Source organism: bacterium (assembly GCA_030654305.1).
In the GTDB taxonomy this organism is placed as follows: domain Bacteria; phylum Krumholzibacteriota; class Krumholzibacteriia; order LZORAL124-64-63; family LZORAL124-64-63; genus PNOJ01.
Genome location: JAURXS010000096.1, coordinates 1 through 20,125 on the forward strand (window position 1 = coordinate 1; position 20,125 = coordinate 20,125).

19 protein-coding genes are annotated in these 20,125 nt (G+C 71.4%); 15 read left to right on the forward strand and 4 right to left on the reverse strand.

The features are described 5' to 3' along the window. The 6 genes from Q7W29_02535 to Q7W29_02560 all read left to right on the forward strand — a co-directional run. The coding region (locus Q7W29_02535) for a lamin tail domain-containing protein (GenBank protein MDO9170687.1) at window positions 1-2,729 on the forward strand (2,729 nt) is incomplete at its 5' end. 15 nt (window positions 2,730-2,744) lie between these two features. After that, window positions 2,745-3,632 carry a hypothetical protein gene (locus tag Q7W29_02540; protein MDO9170688.1) on the forward strand — a complete coding sequence of 296 codons (888 nt, stop codon included), beginning with the start codon at window positions 2,745-2,747 and terminating at the stop codon, window positions 3,630-3,632. Beyond that, entirely contained in the window at window positions 3,629-6,199 is a 2,571-nt protein-coding gene (locus tag Q7W29_02545; protein ID MDO9170689.1) for a helix-hairpin-helix domain-containing protein, read from the forward strand. The genes Q7W29_02540 and Q7W29_02545 overlap by 4 nt, the downstream gene beginning before the upstream one ends. 61 nt (window positions 6,200-6,260) lie before the next feature. Continuing rightward, window positions 6,261-7,505, forward strand: coding sequence for a hypothetical protein (locus tag Q7W29_02550; protein ID MDO9170690.1), 1,245 nt, complete (start codon window positions 6,261-6,263; stop codon window positions 7,503-7,505). A gap of 31 nt (window positions 7,506-7,536) precedes the next feature. Further along, entirely contained in the window at window positions 7,537-9,279 is a 1,743-nt protein-coding gene (locus Q7W29_02555; protein MDO9170691.1) for a bifunctional UDP-sugar hydrolase/5'-nucleotidase, read from the forward strand. Window positions 9,280-9,414: 135 nt separating this feature from the next. After that, window positions 9,415-10,656 (forward strand): AAA family ATPase, encoded by a 1,242-nt coding sequence (locus tag Q7W29_02560; GenBank protein ID MDO9170692.1) that lies wholly within the window; start codon window positions 9,415-9,417, stop codon window positions 10,654-10,656. Window positions 10,657-10,736: 80 nt separating this feature from the next. Here Q7W29_02560 and Q7W29_02565 read toward each other — a convergent pair whose 3' ends face one another. Together Q7W29_02565 and Q7W29_02570 are read right to left on the reverse strand one after the other, a co-directional pair. After that, complete coding sequence (locus tag Q7W29_02565; protein MDO9170693.1) at window positions 10,737-11,078, reverse strand: hypothetical protein; 342 nt, start codon at window positions 11,076-11,078, stop codon at window positions 10,737-10,739. Then, window positions 11,075-11,578 carry a PTS sugar transporter subunit IIA gene (locus Q7W29_02570; GenBank protein MDO9170694.1) on the reverse strand — a complete coding sequence of 168 codons (504 nt, stop codon included), beginning with the start codon at window positions 11,576-11,578 and terminating at the stop codon, window positions 11,075-11,077. Before Q7W29_02570 ends, Q7W29_02565 begins: the two co-directional genes overlap by 4 nt. 98 nt (window positions 11,579-11,676) lie before the next feature. Here Q7W29_02570 and rsgA point away from each other — a divergent pair, with 98 nt between their 5' ends. Beyond that, window positions 11,677-12,657, forward strand: a complete 981-nt coding sequence (gene rsgA / locus Q7W29_02575) for a ribosome small subunit-dependent GTPase A (protein MDO9170695.1) — start codon at window positions 11,677-11,679, stop codon at window positions 12,655-12,657. Here the strand turns inward: rsgA and Q7W29_02580 are convergent. Then, window positions 12,636-12,875 carry a hypothetical protein gene (locus Q7W29_02580; protein ID MDO9170696.1) on the reverse strand — a complete coding sequence of 80 codons (240 nt, stop codon included), beginning with the start codon at window positions 12,873-12,875 and terminating at the stop codon, window positions 12,636-12,638. The genes rsgA and Q7W29_02580 overlap by 22 nt on opposite strands. Before the next feature lie 52 nt (window positions 12,876-12,927). Between Q7W29_02580 and Q7W29_02585 the strand changes: the two genes are divergently transcribed. Beyond that, window positions 12,928-14,061 (forward strand): glycosyltransferase family 9 protein, encoded by a 1,134-nt coding sequence (locus Q7W29_02585; protein ID MDO9170697.1) that lies wholly within the window; start codon window positions 12,928-12,930, stop codon window positions 14,059-14,061. Between the two features lie 2 nt (window positions 14,062-14,063). Next, window positions 14,064-14,735, forward strand: a complete 672-nt coding sequence (locus Q7W29_02590; GenBank protein ID MDO9170698.1) for a site-2 protease family protein — start codon at window positions 14,064-14,066, stop codon at window positions 14,733-14,735. 100 nt (window positions 14,736-14,835) lie between these two features. Here the strand turns inward: Q7W29_02590 and Q7W29_02595 are convergent, their stop codons facing one another. Next, window positions 14,836-15,258 (reverse strand): hypothetical protein, encoded by a 423-nt coding sequence (locus tag Q7W29_02595; GenBank protein MDO9170699.1) that lies wholly within the window; start codon window positions 15,256-15,258, stop codon window positions 14,836-14,838. Between the two features lie 416 nt (window positions 15,259-15,674). Here Q7W29_02595 and Q7W29_02600 point away from each other — a divergent pair, with 416 nt between their 5' ends. The 6 genes from Q7W29_02600 (at window position 15,675) to tmk (ending at window position 20,125) form a co-directional block, all read left to right on the forward strand. Further along, entirely contained in the window at window positions 15,675-15,956 is a 282-nt protein-coding gene (locus tag Q7W29_02600) for an HU family DNA-binding protein (protein ID MDO9170700.1), read from the forward strand. Window positions 15,957-16,049: 93 nt separating this feature from the next. Further along, on the forward strand, window positions 16,050-17,078 hold the full coding sequence (locus Q7W29_02605; GenBank protein ID MDO9170701.1) for a GntG family PLP-dependent aldolase: 1,029 nt from the start codon (window positions 16,050-16,052) through the stop codon (window positions 17,076-17,078). An 11-nt stretch (window positions 17,079-17,089) separates the two neighbouring features. Continuing rightward, entirely contained in the window at window positions 17,090-17,911 is an 822-nt protein-coding gene (locus Q7W29_02610) for an NAD+ synthase (protein MDO9170702.1), read from the forward strand. A gap of 1 nt (window position 17,912) precedes the next feature. Next, on the forward strand, window positions 17,913-18,656 hold the full coding sequence (gene rsmI, locus Q7W29_02615; protein MDO9170703.1) for a 16S rRNA (cytidine(1402)-2'-O)-methyltransferase: 744 nt from the start codon (window positions 17,913-17,915) through the stop codon (window positions 18,654-18,656). A gap of 1 nt (window position 18,657) precedes the next feature. After that, entirely contained in the window at window positions 18,658-19,482 is an 825-nt protein-coding gene (locus tag Q7W29_02620) for a CDP-alcohol phosphatidyltransferase family protein (GenBank protein MDO9170704.1), read from the forward strand. Next, window positions 19,475-20,125: a dTMP kinase gene (gene tmk / locus Q7W29_02625; protein MDO9170705.1), complete on the forward strand. Its 651-nt coding sequence runs from the start codon at window positions 19,475-19,477 to the stop codon at window positions 20,123-20,125. The genes Q7W29_02620 and tmk overlap by 8 nt, the downstream gene beginning before the upstream one ends.

Sequence of the window (20,125 nt, forward strand, 5' to 3'; positions counted from 1 at the left end):
CCGCGGTGGGTTCGCAGCAGGCGCTCACGACGATCCACAGCTACGGCTTCTGCTTCCAGCGGCTCGGCACCGACGAGGGGACCGAAACCGCTTCCGGCGGCAACGGCCTGACCGGGCACGACGAGACCAGCGAGAATCTCACGGCGACCTGGAGCGTGGCCGCCGACCAGGACCCGACCTCCACCGGGACCGCGCCGAGCGCGGCGCCGCTGGTCACCGCGGCCGAGACCTCGCCCGCGACGCCCTACGACACCCTGCCGGTGACCGTCGCGGCGACGGTCCTGTCCCCGGCCGGCAACGCGGCGAACGCGGCGACCCTGCACTGGCGCACGAGCGCCGGATGGACCGAGACGGCCGCCGCGGCCGCGGGCAACGTCTGGAGCGCCCAGATCCCGACCCTGCCGTCCGGCACGGTCGTGCAGTGGTACGTGACCGCCGCCGGGACCGCCGGCGGCGAGAGCGCGCTGCCCCACGGCGCGCCGCTCTACGCGCGCACCTACACCGTGCAGCACGCCCCCGATCCCGGCGACAGCCCGCCGCACCTGCTGCTGACCGAGGTCTGCGTGCAGGGCAGCGACCACGAGTTCATCGAGATCTACAACCCGACCGACGAGACCGTGGAACTGGACGACTACTACATCACCGACGCGGTCTACACCGCGCAGGGCTACTGGCTGCTGCCGGCGGGCAGCCCCTCCTCGGGGACCATCGGCGGCGGCACGTTCACCGACTTCCAGGCCCGGTTCCCCGCCGGGGCGACCATCGAGCCGGGCGAGGCGCTGACGCTGTCGCTGGCCGGCAGCGACAAGTTTCAGACGGTCTGGGGCGCGGCGCCCGACTTCGAGATCCGCGAGGACGGCGCCTCGGCGGACGCGGTCCCGAACATGCGCGAGGTGTTCCCCGGCAGCCTGCAGGGCGATGCCGATGAGAGCGTATGGGCGACGCTGACCAACACGGCCGAGATCGTCGTGCTCTACTACTGGAACGGCGCCAGCAACCTGGTCACCGACATCGACATGTTCATGTGGGGCTCGAGCACGAGCGCCCGCGTGGACAAGACCGGCGTCTCGGTCAACGGCTCGACCTACGCCGCGGACACGCCCGTGGCCTCGCAGGACCAGTTCATGCTCGCCCACGAGATCCTGGGCAGCTTCCAGCGGCTCGATCCGGGGGAGGGCACCGAGACCGAGATCGGCGGCAACGGCCCCCTGGGCAACAACGAGACCAGCGAGAACGTCAGCGGCACCTGGACCGCCGCCGACGGCACCCCCGGCGTCTACGCGGTGGTCGAATTGGCCGTCACGGCGGCGACCCTGGACCCGCAGCACCCCCAGCCGGGCGAGGCGGCCGAGGTGACCGCCGCGGTGACCGGCACCGCCGCGGTGACCGGCGTGACGCTGCGCTACGCCCTGGACGGCGGCGCGTTCACCGACGTCGCCTGCACCGACAACGGCAACGGCACCTGGAGCGGCACGATCCCCGCCCAGGCCGACGGCGTCGAGGTGGCCTGGTACGTGACGGCCGCCGGCGCGGGCGGCGCCACGGCGGTCTGGCCGGAGGGCGGCGCCGCCGCGGCCCCGACCTACGTCGTCGAGACGATCGTCCCCGGGTACGGACTGGCCAAGCTGCTGATGACGAAGATCTGCACCCTGGGCACCGCCGCGGAGTTCGTCGAGATCTGCAACCCCAACACGTTCGACGTGCCGTTGCGCAACTTCTACCTGACCGACGCGGTGTACTACGAGAGCCAGGCCTACTGGAACCTGCCGAACGGCACGCCGTCGCGCGCCACGCTCGGCGGCGGCGACTTCACCGACTTCCTGGCGAAGTTCCCCGACGACGCGATGCTGGCGGCCGGCGACACGATCACCGTCTCGATCGGCGGCAGCCAGAGCTTCCTCTCCGCCTGGGGCGTGATGCCCTACTACGAGCTGTTCGAGGACGACGACTACGAGGATTCCGTCGCCGACATGCGCGAGGTGTTCGACGGCAGCATCAACGGCACCACCGTGCCCACGCTGACCAACCTCTCGGATACCGGCACCTACATCAACGGCGAGATCGTGGCCCTGTTCTTCTGGGACGGCGTCAGCGACCTGGTGACCGACATCGACGTCTTCATCTGGGGCGAGGCCAACGCGTACTCGGTGGTCAAGACCGGCATCACCATCGGCGCCAGCACCTACGCCGCCGAGGCCGGCTACCCCGACCCGTTCATGACCGAGCACGCCAGCGGCGAGGCCTACGTCCGCGTCGACGCGACCGAAGGCACCCAGTTGCAGTCCGGCAGCAACGGCTTCGAGGGCGCCGACGAGACCAGCGAGAACCTGGCGACGACCTGGGCCGTCCAGGTCGTGACCCCGGTGGCGCCGCCGATGCCGGAGGGCTCCGGCGAGGTGACCCTCGGCGTGCCGGCGCAGACCTTCCTGGCGTCCCGCGGCGAGACCTTCCGCATCACCTTCACGGCGTCGCCCGGGGCGGAGACGGTCCTGCGCATCCTCGACCTGAACGGCCGCCTGGTGCGCCACCTCTACGACTCGCGCTTCGACGGCGACGCTTCGATCGTGCCCGACACGCCGTCGATCAGGGTGTGGGACGGGCGCAACGAGACCTACGAGCTGGCCCGGGCCGGGATGTACGTCGTCCACCTCCAGGTGACCGACCCCAGGACAGGCAAGAGGATCGAAAAGACCGCACCGGCCGTGGTGTCCACGCGCCTGAGCAACTAGGGGAGGCTGAGAGGCATGATCCGCAGCGCATCGATCACCGTCGCCCTCGTGCTCGGGCTGGCCGCGTCCACGGCGCAGGCGGCCTTCGAGAACGTCGACATCAGCCCGCGGGCGCGGGCCATGGGCGGCGCCGCCGTGGCGGTCGCCGACGACGCCTTCGCGCCCTTCTTCAACCCGGCCGGGATGGCGGGGCGGACCCGCCCCGCGCTGGGCAACTCCTACGTGAAGCCCTACGGCCTGAGCTTCAACGAACAGATGTACTTCGGCGGCGTGGTGCCGCTGTCGGCCCGCCTGGGCGCGCTCGGCTTCGGCTACCGCCGCTTCGCCGTGACGTACCAGGACGTCGACCTCACGACCGAGAGCACGTTCACGCTGGCCCACGGCCTGACCCTGTACGAGGACCTCCACTCGACGATCAGCTTCGGCACGGCGCTGAACCTCTACGACCTGGAGTACGCCGAATCCGTCGGCGGCGTCGACCCCGGGCACGCCAGCGTCGTGGGCGCGGACGTCGGCCTGCAGGTCATCCTGCACGAGCGCACCCGCCTGGGCGTGATGATCCGCAACCTGAACAACCCCCAGATCGGCCTGGACAACGAGCAGCTCGTCCAGCAGCTGGCCGGCGGCATCTCCTACGTGCCGTACGACGGAGTCGTGACCGCCTTCGAGGTGGGCAACTCCCTCGACGGCCAGACCCGCTACCGCGGCGGCGTCGAGTTCGCGGTGCTCGGCGCCCTGCGCCTGCGCGGCGGCGTGGCCACCAACCCCTCGCTGGTGACCGGCGGCTTCGGCTACGGCTACGGCGGGATCACGGTCGACTACGGCTTCTCGACGGGCGGCGGGGTGCTGTCCCCCAGCCACCAGTTCGGGATGACCTTCGCCTGGGGCGGTGAGGCGCCGTGAGGAACACGATCGCAGCGGTGTGGATGGCGGCGCTGATGCTGGCCGCCGTCCCCGCCGCGCAGGCCACGTCGGCGTCCGCCGGCAAGCTCGACCTCAACCAGGCCACGCTGGAGCAGATCCGTGGCCTGCCGGTGAGCGAGGAGCTGGCGCGGGCGATCGTCGACTACCGGACTTTCGTCCGGTACTTCGGGAACGTCTACGACCTCATGGAGGTCGAGGGCATGACGGCGGCCGACTTGGCCGCGCTCAAGCCCCTGGTGATGACCCTGCCGCCCCCGGCCGCGGACGCCGGCATGGCCCGCCTGGCCGCCTCCTACGAGCAGGTCAGCGGCTTCCTGAGCCAGGAGGGCGCGAGCGAGGGCCTGGTCGACGAGTACCTCGACCTGATCCGCGACCCCGTCGACATCAACGGCCTGGACCTGTTCGACCTGATGTCGTTCCAGAACGTGTCGCCGGTGGACGCGAAGGCGATCCTGCGCGCGCGGCAGCGCCTCGGCGCCTTCGCCGACGACCGCCAGCTGCGGCGCAGCGACGGCCTGAGCTACTTCGCCTTCCGCAACATCCGCGACTTCGTCGTCTACGGCGACGGCGGGGACCCGGCGACGGCGGACAGCAAGGTCCACGGCAGCTACCAGCTGCGCTGGTACGACACGCCCTACGTGCTCGACGACAGCGACATCGCGGGCGCGGGCGGCCTGACCTCCGCCGACGCGATCACGGCCGGCACGCTGCTGACCGAGGGCGACGCCCACCTGACCCAGAAGCTGACCCTCAACCTGGGCGACGGCTTCCGGGCCGGCGTGCTGACGCACCGCGGCCTGGGCGAGGGCTCCTGGCGCGAGACGATGAAGGGCTACTACGGCGTCGACGACCTACGCTTCGGCGACCTGCGGCTCAAGCGCCTGTATTTCGGCAACTACCGCGTCGCCTTCGGCCAGGGCCTGATCATGGACAACACGGACTTCATGATGAGCCGCAAGACCGGCTTCGGCTGGAACAAGCGGCCCATCGGCGTGCGCGGCGACCTCAGCCGCAGCGCCGAGTTCGCCCTGACCGGCCTGGCCGCCGAGGCCAGCTACGGCCGCCTGCACGGCACGATGTTCCTGTCCTGGGACCGCAAGGACGGCATCCTGAACCCGGACGGGACGGTCAACCAGTACATCGTGATGAAGCCGCGGCCGACCGACGACTGGCTGGAGGACCACCTGGGCTTCGAGGCCGGGCGCTCCTACGCCGTCGGCGCGCTCAAGGACACCCCGACGCTCCTGAAGCGCGACGCCTTCCGCGAGGACATCGTCGGCGGCAACCTGAAGTTCATGCTCGACGACGCCTCCTACGTCGGCGTGACGGCCTACGAGGCCAAGTACGACCGGGCCTTCGACGCCGACCCGTCCACCCTGGTCAGCTACTACAGCCTGGTGGACCGCGACCTGCTGGAGGCCCGCGACAGCGAGCTGTGGTCGGGCTACACCAGCGTCGAGGAGGACGCGGCGGCGGGCACGCGCACCGAGCACAAGTTCCGCCGCGTCTACGGCGCCGAGTTCCAGACGGTGGTCGACAACGTGTCGCTGCAGGGGGAGTACGGCGTCCTGCAGGACCCGAAGGCCGGCTGGTTCCACGGGAACAGCCCCGACGCCCTGGTCCTGAACGCCTTCGCCCAGTGGGACGATCTGAACCTGCTGGCGCTGTACCGCGACTATGACCTGGGCTTCGACAACCCCTACAACCGGGCCTTCTCCAACGACAACCGCTACGAGCAGACCCTGCTGGACTCGCCGTTCCGCCTGAACGACGACCTCTACTCCTGGCTGGCGGTCAACACGCCCCAGCCGAAGCCGGAGCAGGGGATCTTCCTGTCCACGCGCTACCGCATCAGCCGCACGCTGATCCTCAACGGCCTGGAGTACGACCAGTGGCAGCGCAAGTCCGACAACGCGGACCTGCAGCGCTACACGGTGCGCCTGGAGTACCAGCCCACCTTCAACCTGCGCTTCCGCCTGCGCCACCGCTTCAGCAGCCGCAGCGAGACCAACCCCGACGACGTGCGCTGGTTCCGCTCCTGGGAGTCGCGGTTCGAGATGATCGCGCTGCTGAGCAACATGAACCGCCTGCGCTTCATGTACATGACCAGCAACGTGATGTTCCCGCCGCGGGCCCGCCTCAGCGGCACCCCCGACGGGGGCACGACGCCCTACGAGGACGACGGCATCCCGGGCGTCGGCACCGCCGGCATGCCCGCCCACGCGTTCCAGGCGATGTACGAGCACCGCCTGTCGCCCGGCGTCTCGCTCAGCCTCAGCAGCGAGATCTACAACGGCTTCGTCTGGAACTTCGAGGGCAACGAGTTCGTGGTCGTCGACGGCCGCGGCTTCCGCAACTGGGCCAGCATCGAGAGCCGCGTGTCGGACCGGCTGTTCTTCCAGATCAAGGCGACGCGGGACCACAACCTCCCGCGGACCTACCTCGACGTGCGCGCCTACCAGGACGCGTACGGCGCCGACATCGAGAGCAGCTACGCGCCGCGGGACTGGACGACGTTCCGCATGCAGCTCGACTACACCTTCTGACCGGGAGATCGAGACGATGATGCTCACGACCAGGAATCACAGCGCAATCGCGGCGGCGGCCGTGCTGCTCGCGCTCCTGTCGCTCGCCGCGCCGCGGCCGGCCGACGCCGGCCAGGCGCTGAACGCCGCCTACGGCGACGTCGCGAACTTCCGGCACCCGGAGCTCGAGGCCATGTCGGGCACCGGCGCGGCCCTGTTCCGCGGCGGCTTCTCCACCGTGCTGAACCCCGCCATGCTGGGCGACGCCGCCGGCTGGCGCCTGGACGCGGCCGGCTCGCTGGCCCAGGACCACGAGGACCGCTTCCAGCCCCTCTGGGACAGCTTCGGCAGCTACATCACCGACACGGCGATCGCCAGCAACCGCAGCCACGACTTCGACACGGGCTTCGCCCTGTCCGGCCGCGCCCTGCCGCGGCTCGGCGTCGGCGCCGCCCTGACCACCCGCTACGACTTCGGCTACGAGTTCCGCGAGGAGGTCCGCGACCCGAGCACCACCGCCGACCCCTACGACCAGATCCTCGAGGAGCGGTCGATCGTCGGCGGCGGCAGCCTGCGCGACCTGAGCGCGGGAGCGGCCTGGGAGCCCGTCCAGGGCGTCTCGCTGGGCGCCACGGTCCACTACGTCTTCGGGACCCGCACCCTGGACTTCGACCGGCGCGACGTGCAGGTCCCGGCCGATAGCGAGCTGGTCTCCGAGTCGCACGACGCCGACGGCCTCAACGCCACCCTGGGCGTGCGCGCCTGCGCGGGCGAGCGCTTCGTGCTGGGCGCGGCCTGGGACACGCCCCTGAAGGTCGAGGGCGACTGGACCACGACCACCACGCTGGGCGCCGCCGCCCCCGCCGTCGCGGTCGAGGGCGTCTCGGTGCGCTACCCCGGCCGCCTGCGCGCCGGCTTCGCCTACTACCCGCGCTCCGAGCCCCGCACCGTCTTCGCGGCCGACGTCGTCTACACCGAGTGGAAGGACCTGGAGGACAGCCGCGACGCGGCCGCCGGCGCCTCCCTGGAGAACACGATGGACGTCCAGCTCGGCGTGCAGCACACGTTCTACAACGGCATGCCCCTGCGCTTCGGCTTCCGCCACCTGGACAACTACGCCGACGGCGAGGCCGGCACGGCCAGCTTCAGCGCGGGCGTGGGCTTCCCCTACGCGGCCGGGATGTTCTCCGTCTCGGCGGAGCTGGGCAAGCAGAGCAGCCGCCAGGCGCACTGGTTCGACTATCCGGACGGCTACGCCGTGGCGCCGACGTCGCGCGTGGAGGACAACCGGTTCCGCGTGGGTGCGGGCCTGACCTACGCCTTCTAGCCGGGGGGGCGAACCCCCGCGAGGAGTGACCATGAGCATCAGCGCCCGTCGCCTGCGGCCCGCGGCCGCGGCCCTGGCCTTCATCCTGCTCGCCGCCGCCGTTCCGTCCGGCGGGGCCGGGGACGTCGGCGCGCAGCCGGACCCCGTCCGCCTGCACCTGATCTGGACGAACGACGTCCACGGCCACATCGCGCCCGAGCCGGCCCGCTTCATGAACCCGTCGTTCCCGCCGCCGCTGGGCGGGGGCGCGTCGCTGGCGAACTACCTCGCCGGGGTGCGCGAGGCGGCCGCCGCCGCGGGCGAGGACGTCCTGGTGGTCGACGTGGGCGACTTCTTCCAGGGCACGCCCGTGGGCTCCAAGACCAAGGGCGACGCCGTCATGGCGTACTTCGAGGCGCTGCGCTACGACGTGATCGTGCCGGGCAACCACGACTTCGACATGGGGCGCGACAACACCGAGCGCCTGGCCAACGGCACCCGCATCCCCTTCGTCTGCGCCAACCTGCGCGACGCCGAGGACGGCGAGATCGTCGACTGGTGCGTGCCGACGCTCATGCTCGAGCGGGCCGGCCTGAAGATCGGCGTCATCGGCGTCATCACCACCGGCACCGAGTACATGTCCTTCCCGGCGAACATCGAGGGCCTGATCTTCGACCCCATGGTGCCCGTCATCGAGACCTGGCGCGACCGGCTGCGCGCCGACGGCGCCGACCTCGTCTTCCTGCTCATCCACGAGGGGCTGCCCTTCGACCCGCAGGAGGGCTGGCGCCGGATCGCCGGCGCCGGCGGCGAGGCCGAGACCGGGCAGTCGGAGTCCCAGGGCGGGACCTACGGCACCGTGACCGGCGGCGCCACCAACCTCATGGAGATCGTCAACGCGGTCGAGGGCATCGACGTCGCGGTGGGCGGCCACACGCACCGCGGCTACGAGCAGCCCTGGATCGACCCCATGACCCACACGCTCTGCTTCGAGAGCTTCGGCAACGGCTCCAGCGTGGGCCACGCCATCCTGGAGATCGACCCCGCCACCGGGACTCTGCTGGGCTACGACACGCCGCACGACCGCGGCGTCCTGATCACGCTCTTCGAGGACGAGCTGTGGCCCGACCCGGCGATGCGGCGGATCCTGCAGCCCTACATCGCGAAGACCGACGCGGAGATGGGCAAGGTCGTCGGCAGCGCGGCCGTCAACCTCACGCGCGGCGACCCCGGCGCCTCCCTGATGGGCAACCTCGTCACCGACGCGATGCGGGAGTACTTCGACGCCGACTTCTCGTTCCAGAACCTCGGCGGCCTGCGCGCCGACGTCCCCGCCGGCAACATCACGGCGCGCGACGTCTTCAGCGTGCTGCCCTTCGGCAACGAGCTGGTCGTGGTGAAGATGCCGGGCTCCCTGATCCGGACCCTGGTCGAGCGCAAGGTCGCCGGCGACTCCGGCGGCATCTGCGTCTCGGGCATCCGCATGCGCTACAACAAGCAGCGCCCCGACGGCGACCGGGTCTGCGAGCTGGAGATCGCCGGCGCCCCCCTGGACCCCGAGCGCACGTACCGCGTGGTCACCACCACCTTCCTCATGGAGGGCAACAGCGGCCTGGACTTCCTGACCACCGTGCCCGCCGGGGACATCGAGCTGACCCAGATCACGATCGACGCCTCCCTGGAGCAGTACCTGCAGCGGCACAGCCCGGTGCGCCCCCGCGTGGACGACCGCTGGGTCGAGGACGTCTCCGCCGTCCAGGCCCCCTACCTCGCGAGGCCCCCGGCGGCCGACTGAAAGCCCGGCGATTCCGCCTCAAGCCCGTCCGCCGCTTACCGATGAAGGTGCGGAGGACGGGCTTCCGCTTTCCCGTCCGCAGATCCGAGGCACGACCGGGATCCGGCCCGTCCGGACCAACCGAGGAGACGCTGCGTGATCGAGCTTAAGACGGGTGTGGCCAACGAGCAGCTGCGTCGCTTTCGCCTGCGCATGAACCGCATGGTCGTGGGGCAGCCCGCCGCCACGGACAGGATCGCGGACTGCTTCAGCCGCCTGATCGCCGGGATCCACGATCCCGAGCGGCCGCTGCTGACGATGATGTTCCTGGGGCCGACCGGCGTCGGCAAGACCGAGACGGTGCGCTGCCTGGCCGAGTCGCTGTTCGGCGACCGCCGGGCCTTCACGCGCATCAACTGCCAGGAGTTCTCGGCCCACTACAACATCTCCAAGCTGCTCGGCTCGCCGCCCGGCTACGTGGGCGGCGAGATCCGGCCGCTGCTGGCCCAGGAGAACCTCGACAAGCACCACCTCAAGGCGCTCGAGAAGCGCACGGGCATGATCTGCGAGGACGGCGGCAAGCTGGCCGACATGTACCCGCCCGACTCCGCGCGCCGCCTGTCGATCGTGCTGTTCGACGAGATCGAGAAGGCCCACCCCAAGATGTGGAACACCCTGCTGGGGATCCTCGAGGACGGGCACCTGGTCCTGGCGAACAACGAGGAAGTGGACTTCACCGGCTCGATCATCGTGCTGACCTCCAACGTGGGCAGCCAGGCGATGAACGAGCGCCTGAGCCGCAGCGGCATCGGCTTCCGCGCCGCCGACGGCGACGAGGGCCTGGACCGCGACCTCGAGTCCGCCGTCTCGCGCGAGGCCAAGAAGATCTTCCCGATGGAGTTCCTGAACCGCTTCGACGAGCAGATCACCTACCACACCCTCAAGCGCGAGCACCTCTTCGAGATCCTGGACAACCAGATCTCCCAGGTGCACCACCGCGCGCTGGGCAGCGCCGAACCCTTCCTGCTGGAGGTCACCCGCCGCGCCAAGGAGCGGCTGGTCGAGGAGGGCACCGACCCCGAGTACGGCGCCCGCCCCCTGAAGCGCGTGGTGGAGAAGCGGATCGTGACGCCGGTCTCGCACTACATCTGCGGCGACCAGATCCGCCGCGGCGACCTCGTCATGATCGACCACGACGGCGACGGCTTCGTGTTCCTGAAGGAGCCCGGCATCGACTGGGAGCGCGACGAGCAGGCCGCGCGGGTCACCGCCGCCGGCAAGTGGGCGCGCACGGACCTGGGCGTGAGGGACGACGGGGGAGAGAAGAAGAAGATGGTCGAGGAGGCCGGCCACGTCGCGGCGCCCGCCGAGGCCCTGACCGGCGCCGTCATCGACTAGACCGCGCCGCCCGGCAAGCGAACGGCCGCGCCGATCGACGGCGCGGCCGTTCGCGTTGGCGGTCTATCGCGTCGCCCGCCTCAGGGCTGGAACAGGATCCGGCCGCAGCTCTCGCAGGACATCACCCGGTTCACGTTGGTGACCGAGGTGAACGCCGTCGGCACGTTGGCGAAGCAGCCCGTGCAGTGCCCGTCCCAGACCGGGACCACGGGGTTCTCGAAGCGGGTCTTCAGGCGCAGGTAGTAGCTGCGGTGGCGCGGCTCGATCTGCTCGAGCAGACCGGCGATGTCGCGCTGGATCTTCTCGACGCTCATGGGGAAGCCCATGGCCTCGAGCGCCTTCGCCTTGGTTTCGTCCTGGGCGTCCCGCAGCTGCAGTTCCAGGTTCTGGATCGAGACCAGCAGAGCCAGCTGTCGGTTCATCCCTGTCCCTCCGTCAAGACCTGGCAGAATGCGGCGTAGTCGGTGGCCTTCAGCGCCGCCTCGCGCAGCGCGGGGGCCTGCATCTTTTCGGTCAGGACCGCGAGCGAGCGGATGTACTGGTTGCCCGTGTCCTGGGGCGGGGCGATCAGCATGAAGAACAGGTGGGTCGGGCCGCCGTCCATCGAGTCGAAGTCCACGCCCGCGCGCGAGCGCGCCACGACGATGATCAGGTTCTGCGCCGCCAGGGTGCGCCCGTGCGGGAAGGCCACGCCGGGGCCGACGGCGGTGCTGCCCAGGGCCTCGCGGCTCTTGAGCATCTCCAGGATCGTTTCCTTGTTGGTGATCGGGGATCCGGCGAGCAGGGCGTCGGCCATCTCGGCGAGCACGCCTTCCTTGTCCTTGGCCTGCAGCTCCCCGATGAAGCGGGTTTCCGAGGTGAGCTGCAAGACGTCCTTGATGTCCATGGCGACCGCCTTGTTCTGCGCGATGTTTCCCTGCATCATTGATCCTGGTCAAGCTAACCAATAGACTGTTGTTCCTCAAGGTGCAAATAGGTCCGCGCAGCGCCGGGAGGCGGCCGGACCGGGAAAGGCGGGGCGTGGAGCGACACGACGGGGAGGCCGGGGCCTGCGGGGAGGGCGTGGTCATCAACGCCGGCAGCGGCCACTGCACGGTGGTCTGCGACGGGCGGGAGATCCCGTGCCGGCTGCGCGGGCGGCTCAAGCAGGGGCTGCAGACCGAGCGGACGCTGGTCGTGGCCGGGGACCGGGTGCGCATCGCCCCGGTGCCCGGCGACCCGGCCATCGCCGTGGTGGAGGAGGTCCTGCCCCGGCGCAACCGGATCTCCCGGACCTCCTCCAAGCGCGAGCGGGGGCGCCGCGAGCAGGTCATGATGGCCAACCTCGACCAGGTGGTGGTCGTGCAATCGGTTCGCCAGCCCGAGCCCTCCGGCGGCCTCATCGACCGCCTGCTGGTCGCCGCCGAGCGCTACGAAGTCGAGGGGGTGCTCTGCCTGAACAAGGTGGACCTCGACCCGGCCGCCGCCGCGGCCCCGGCCTGGAGCCACTACAGCACCATGGGCTACCGGGTGCTGCTGACGTCCGTGGTCACGGGCGAGGGGATCGACGCGTTCCGCGACCGCCTGCAGGGCCGCATCTCGTTGCTGCTGGGGGCGTCGGGCACCGGCAAGAGTTCGCTGCTGGCCCGGGCCACCGGCCTGCGGCTGAGGATCGGCGAGGTGACGGCCAAGACCGGCCTGGGCCGGCACACCACGACCCAGACCGAGCTCTACCCCCTGGGCAACGGCGGTTTCATCGCCGACACGCCCGGCATCCGCGGCTTCGACCCCTGGGACGTGGCGCCGATCGAGCTGCGGGACTGGTTCCCCGATTTCACGGGGCCGGCCCAGACCTGCCGCTACGACACCTGCCTGCACCGCGACGAGCCCGACTGCGGGGTCAAGCGGGCGGTGGCCGGCGGCGAGCTGCCCGCCTGGCGGCACGCCGCCTACCTGGGCATCCTGAAGGATCTGCAGGAGCGGGAGGACGTGAGGGGGCCTCAGCGCAGGAGATCGTCGTAGAAGACGATCGCCTCGGCGCCCTCGTGGAGCAGGCGGTCGAGCGGTCGGATCCCGGTGTGATCGCGGTAGGCGATCGCGTGGTCGGCGCGCTGCGCCTCCCACCAGCCGGGCAACGCGACGCCGAGCAACAGGTCGGACCGGGCCGTGACCTCGTAATTGAGGAACCCGGCCACCAGGGTGATGGCGGTCGTCAGACCGCAGAATTGCAGGGCACGCACGTTCGGGAACCTCCGGAGCGATGCGGATGCAACCGGGGTGCCAGGAGGGCCGTTGAAGGAGCATTCCATCCGAAAAGGCTTCAAAAGGGTCGTTTCCGGCGCGCTGGCGCGGCTGTGCCGCCGCCGCCCGGTGACGTCGCAGGAGCTGTTCGCCGACCCGCCGCGCCGGATCCTGGTGGTGCGCCAGCACAACCAGATGGGCGACATGGTCTGTGCGACGCCGGCCCTGCGCGCCCTGAGGCGGGCCTTTCCGCAGGCCGAGCTGGTCCTGGTCTGCGCGCCGGTCAATCGGGACGTCGTCCTGCACAACCCCGACCTCGACCGGGTGCTGGTCTTCGACAAGCGGGCCTGCACGCGACCGGCGCCCCTGCTGCGCTTCATCGGCGAGCTGCGCCGCTTCCGGCCCGACGCGGCCTTCGTCCTGAACTCGGTTTCCTACTCCGTGACCAGCGCCGCGCTCGCCGCCGCCAGCGGCGCGCCGCTGCTGATCGGGGGCGACAGCCTCCCGTACGGCTACGACATCAGCCGGCACGCCTACTCGCTGGTCATGCCGTCGCGTCCCGAGCTCGACCGCCACGCCGTCGACCACAACCTCGCGCCGCTGGAGGCCATCGGGATCGTCGCCGAGGACCGCCGCACCGTGGTGGTGCCGGCGGCGGCGGAGGCGGCGACCGCGCGCGGGATCGACGATCTTGTCCCCGGCGCGGGCGGGCTCTGGATCCTGCATCCCGGCGCCGGCAAGGCGCAGAACCGGTGGCCCGCCGCGAGATTCGCCGAGGTGGCCGCCCGGGCGGTGCGCGACGGCCGCCGGGTCCTGGTCCTGCAGGGACCGGCCGACGGCCCGGCGATGGCGGAATTCGAGTCGGCGACGACCGCACTGCTGGCGCCGCAGGGCCTGGCGCCGCCGCCGATCAACCCGCCGGTCACGGTCGGGGTCTGCGCGGCGCTGTTGGCGCTGGCCGAGCGCTTCCTCTGCAACGACACCGGCCTGATGCACGTGGCCGGCGCGGTGGGGGTGCCGACCCTGGCCCTGTTCGGCCCCACCGATCCGGCCCTCTGGGGGCCCCAGGCCCCGGAAGTGGTCTGCCTGCGCGGCACGCAAGGGCGCCTCGAGGCGCTGGACACCGACACCGTCTGGGATCGCTGGCGGCACCTGCCCCCGCGGACCGGCCCAACCAGGGGTTAGGCATGCACACACCGATCGCGATCCTGGTGCTGTTGTTCTCCCTCACGTTCCACGAGTTCGCCCACGCGCGGGCGGCCCTGCGGTTGGGGGACGACACGGCGCAGCGCCTGGGCCGGGTCTCGCTGAACCCGATCGCCCACATCGACCCCGTCGGCACGATCCTCGTGCCGCTGGTGATGGCCCTGCTGCCGGGCGGCATGATCTTCGGCTGGGCCAAGCCTGTGCCCGTGGACGAACGACGCCTCGCCAGCCCCCTGCGCGACCAGGCCCTCATCGCGGCAGCCGGGCCGGTCAGCAACCTCGTGCTGGCGGCCATCTTCGCCATCGGCCTGGGGTTGACGCTGGCCGGCGGCCACGGCGGACCGTTGGCCACCCTGGCCGGGGGCGACGTCGGCGCCTTCCTGCGGCTGCTCTGCCAGTGGGGAGTCAGCCTCAACGTGCTGCTGGCCCTGTTCAACCTGATCCCCCTGCCGCCCCTGGACGGCAGCTGGATCATGCGCCTGGCCTTGCGCGGCGACGCGCGCGCCTCGTACGAGCGCCTGCGGCCCTACGGCTTCCTGCTGGTGCTGGTGCTGATGTACGCGGGCCTGGGCGGGTTCCTGGGCCGGGGCGTGTCCCTGGTCGGGGGCTGGTACCTGGAGGTGGCGCTGGCCGTGGGCGGCCTGCTGTCCTGACCGTCCCGCCGGTCGACGGGAACCGTCGGGCGCGCGAACGCCGGAACCCCCGAGGGGATTCCGGCGCCGCGTCCGGATCGTCTCGCGTCGTCGTCGAGGATCAGTAGTCGACGCAGGCGAGGTCGTAGCCCTGGTTGGGGCTGTCGTCGACCGTGACGGCCACCGTGGCCACCGCGCTCTCGTTGTCGTTCGCGTCGACGGCCGAAACGCGGTAGACGTTCTCGCCGATCATCGGGTTCTCGTCGACGTACCAGGTCTCGCCGATCGGGGCCTGGCACATGGTCGCGACCCGCGTGCCGTTGGCGCGGTAGACCATGTAGCCGACCAGGTCCGCGTCGGTGGTGTTCGGCGCCCAGTGCACGATCACCTGGGCCTCGATGATCTCGCCCTGGATGTCCACGGGAACCGCCGGGGGCGCCGTGTCGACGACGTTGGGCGGGCTCGTCACATCGCCGCCGCCGCAACCGGCCAACACCGCCAAGCACCACAGCCCTGCCAGCATCATCTTCGTCTTGCCTGCCACCTTGGTTCCTCCTTGCCCAGCCACGTTCGGGACCGGAGGCGGCGCGCCAAGGCGCGACAGGATCTGCTCCGGTTACGGTCGAATTCGCAGGGGCGACCGCTGCAAGGGGGGTGCCAGCGATGCCCGCGGCGCGGCACGGGAGGGGCGGGATGGTAATTCCTTGGGGTTAGTGAGGTTGCGAACGGTCCCATCGGTACCCGGGCTTTCCCGGGCTTTCCCGTGATGTCCGGCGGGGGTCCGCCGTGCCGGGTCTTGCATGGTCCGCGGCGGCCCACCGGGCAGTTTGCATCGTGCGGATTCCTGAAATGTCCTTGACAGCAAGGAAGTTAAGCGGGACGATGACCCCGGTGCTGCAGAGCCAGCCATCGCCGGGGGACGATGCCGCGCCGAACGTTCAGCGGGAAAGGGGGGACCTGATGACCAAGGCGGATATTGTCGAGGATATCGCTCAGAAGACGGGTCTGACCAAGAAGGAAGTGGGGGAGACGGTGGACCTCTTCCTGGAGCAGGTCAGCGACCTGCTTTCCCAGGGCCGCCACCTCGAAATCCGGGGCTTCGGCACCTTCAAGGTGAAGGAGCGCAAGGAGCGCATGGCCCGCAACCCCCGGACGGGGGACGCCGTGCCCGTGCCGTCGCGCCGCGTGCCGATCTTCAAGGTCTCGAAGATGCTCAAGGACAAGGTGGCCCACCACTCCTGAGCCCGCGCGCCCGATGCGGCAGCCACGAGTTCGATCCGGCCTTCCCGCCCGTCGCGGGGAGGCCGGTCGCCTGTCCCGCCCCGGAGGTGCCCCATGCTGGATCTGCGCAGCGATACCGTGACCCGGCCCGACGCCGGCATGCGCCGGGCGATCGCCGAGGCCGAAGTCGGGGACGACGTCTTCGGCGACGACCCGACCGTCAACCACCTGCAGGAACGCACCGCCGCACTGCTGGGCAAGGAAGCGGCCCTCTTCGTGCCCAGCGGCACCATGGCCAACCAGATCGCGCTGCGCGTCCAGACCCGCCCCGGCGACCAGGTGGTCTGCGAGGCGGACTGCCACATCTACCGCTACGAGCAGGGCGGGCCGGCGGCGCTCTCCGGACTGCTGCTGGCCTGCGTGGCCGGCGACCGCGGCGCGCTCCCGTGGTCCGCGATCCAGCCGGTCCTGAATCCCGACGACGACCACGCCGCCCGACCGGCGCTGATCTGCCTCGAGAACACACACAACCGGGCCGGCGGCCGCATCCTGCCGCAGGAGCAGGTCGTGGAGGTCGGGCGCGAGGCGCACGCCCGCGGCCTGCGGCTGCATCTGGACGGCGCCCGGTTGTGGAACGTCCACGCCGCCACGGGCGCCGCCCTGTCGGAACTGGCCGCGCCGGCCGACACCGTCAGCGTCTGCTTCTCCAAGGGGCTCGGCGCGCCGGTGGGTTCGGCCCTGGCCGGCAGCGCCGCGGTGATCCGCGAGGCCCGGCGCGCCCGCAAGCTCTACGGCGGCGGCATGCGCCAGGTGGGGATCCTGGCCGCGGCCTGCCTGCACGCCCTGGACCACAACCTGCCCCGGCTGGTCCAGGACCACGAACACGCCCGGTTGCTGGTCGAAGGTCTGGACAACCCGGCCCTCAGGCTCGATCATCCGGTCGAGACGAACATCGTCATCCTGAAGGTCGCCGACGAGCGGCACCTGCTCGAACATCTGCTGGGGTGCGGCATCCTGGCCGTGGCGTTCGGAGCCGGGCGCGTGCGCCTGGTGCCGAACCTCATGATCGACCGCGCGGGGATCCTCGCGGTGCAGGACGCGCTGGATGCCTACCGCGCGCCGGCGCCCGCGCCCCCGTCCTGAAGGGTAAGGGCATGACGGCTGCATCGGACTGGGACTGGCTGATCCCCGCGGCGCACGCTGAGCGCGAGACCGTCGCGTTCCTGCGCGCGACCGTCGCGGCCTCCGGCGCCGCCGGCGTCGTGATCGGCCTCTCGGGGGGGATCGACTCGGCCGTCAGCGCGGCCCTGGCGGTGCGCGCCCTGGGGCGCGAGGCCGTGCTCGGCGTCTACCTGCCCTACCGCACCAGCAGCCCCGATTCGCTGACCGACGCCGCCGCGGTGGCCGCCCAGCTGGGCATCCGCGCCGAGCGGCGCGAGATCTCCGACCTCGCCGACGCCTACCTGCGCGACGTCCCGCCCGAAGCCGGCTTGCGCCGCGGGAACGTGATGGCGCGCTGCCGCATGATCGTCCTGTACGACCTCTCGGCGCGCGACCGCACGTTGGTGCTGGGCACCGGCAACCGCACCGAGACCCTGCTGGGGTACGCCACCCTGCACGGGGACGCGGCCTTCGGGCTGAACCCGCTGGGCGATCTCTACAAGGCCGAAGTCCGCGCGCTGGCGCGGCACCTGGGCCTGCCGGCCCGGGTCATCGAGAAGGCGCCGAGCGCCGACCTGTGGGCCGGCCAGACCGACGAGGCCGAGCTGGGATTCACCTACGAGCAGGCCGACCTCATCCTGCACCACATGGTGGACCTGGGTCTGGACGACGCGCGGCTCTCGGCGCTGGGGTTCGCGCCGGAACTGGTCGCCACGGTCCGCGCCCGCGTCCGCGCGCAGGCCTTCAAGTGGCTGCCGGTGCCGAGCGCGTCCTTCCCGGGCCGCCCCCTGCCCGACGTCGCGGGCGGCTTCTGAGGTGGAAACGCCCGAGCGCCCCGTCACCGTGGCGATCCCGGATCTCGCGGAGCCAGAGGGCTCGTGCCTGTTCGTGGCGACGCCGATCGGCAACCTGGACGACGTGACCCTGCGCGCGCTCGGGGCGTTGCGCGACGCCGACATCGTCTACGCCGAGGACACGCGGCGCACGCGGGGCCTGCTGTCGCGCTACGGCCTGCACGCCCGCATGGAGCCCTACCACGACCACAACAAGGAGCGGCAGGCGCCGCGGGTGGTCGAGCGGGTGCGTCGGGGCGATCGCGTGGTCGTGGTCAGCGACGCCGGCATGCCCGCGGTGGCCGATCCGGGCTACCTGATCGTCCAGGGCCTGCGCGAGGCCGGCCTGCCCTGGTCGGTGGCGCCCGGCGCCTCGAGCGTGCTGGCGGCGCTGGTGCTGTCGGGGTTCCCGACCGACCGGTTCCTGTTCACGGGCTACACGCCGCGCAAGCCCGGGAAGCTGCGGTCCTTCCTGAAGGAGGCGCTGGCGGAGCGCGGGACGGTGGTCATGCTCGAGTCGTGCCACCGCATCCGCAAGACGCTCGACGCGCTGGTCGAGGTGGCGCCCCATCGCGAGCTGGCGATCGCGCGCGAGATCACGAAGATCCACGAGGAGACCCTGCGCGGCACGGCCGCCGAACTGCTGGTACTGATGGACGGCCCCCGCTTGAAGGGCGAACTGGTGCTGCTGGCCCGCGGCCGGCCCGCCGGGGAAGAAGGAGCCTGAGATGGACAGGATCGGACTGAAGGCGGCGGCCCGCGACAAGGTCAAGCCCCTGGTGCTCGCCCTGGATCGGGCCGGGGTGTCGCCCGACGGGGTGTCGCTCGCGGGTCTGGGGATCAGCATCTTCGCCGCCTGGATCACGGCCGCCGGGCAGCTCTTCCTCGGTGCCCTGGTCCTGATCGTCGGCTCGGTGTTCGACATGCTGGACGGCGACCTGGCGCGGCTGCAGGGGCGGGCCAGCCGGCGCGGCGCCTTCCTCGACTCCAACTTCGACCGGCTGTCCGAGGCGGCGGTCTACGCGGGGCTGGCCTGGTTCTACATGGAGGCCCTGTCCTGGCCCGACTCCGGCGCCGTGCTGCTGGTGATCCTCGCCCTGACCGGTTCGTTGACCACCAGCTACGCGCGCGCGCGCGCCGAGGGCCTGGGCGTCACCTGCACGGGCGGCTGGCTGCAGCGCCCCGAGCGCATGGTCCTGCTGATCCTCGGCATGATCCTCGGCCGCCACGTGCTGAAGCTGGTGCTGGCGCTGCTGGCCGCCGCGACCCTCTTCACCACGCTGCAGCGGATCGCCACGGTCAGCCGCGACCTGGGCGACGAGTCGCGCGCCGTACCGCGGCGGCCGTCGCGGGCGGCCCCGTCCGGACCGGCGCCGATCGCCGCCGCGACCGGCGGACCGGGTGCCCCGGACGATCCTGAAGATCCGGATGATCCGGAAGTCCTGGCCGGCGCGGAACCCGCGGCGCCGGGCCCCGATCCCGACGGCGAAGTCCGGCTCGAGGAGCCAGACGACGACGACGACCCCTACGCGGACCTCCACCACCGTGGCTGATCCGGCCCGCCGGGGCCTGTTGGTCACCTTCGAGGGGCCCGAGGGCAGCGGCAAGTCGACGCTCATCCGCGGGCTGGCCGGGCGCCTCGAGGCGCTCGGCAGGCCGGTCCTGACGACGCGCGAGCCGGGCGGCACGCCCGTCGGCGAGCGCATCCGCTCCGTGCTGCTGGACCCGTCGCTGCCGGAGCTGTGTCCCGAGACCGAACTGCTGCTGATGGTGGCCAGCCGGGCCCAGCTGGTCCGCGAGGTCGTGCTGCCCGCCCTCGCCGCCGGCCGGATCGTGCTCTGCGACCGCTACGCCGACGCGTCGGTCGCCTACCAGGGCGCCGGCCGGGAACTGGGCCGCTCGCAGGTCGATTCCCTGAACGACTTCGCGCTGGCCGGGGCGGTGCCGGACCTGACCCTGCTTTGCCTGCTGCCGCCGGCCGCCGGCCGTCGCCGGTTCGGGGACCGCGATCCCGACCGCCTCGAACGGGAATCGGCGGCCTTCCACGAACGGGTCTACGCCGCCTACCTCGCCATGGCCGGGTCCGGCGACCCCCGCTTCCGCGCGTTGGACGCGACCGCCCCGCCGGACGGGCAGGTCGAGCAGGCCGTCGCCCACCTGCGCGGTCTGGAACACGATTTGCTGACGGGACTATAA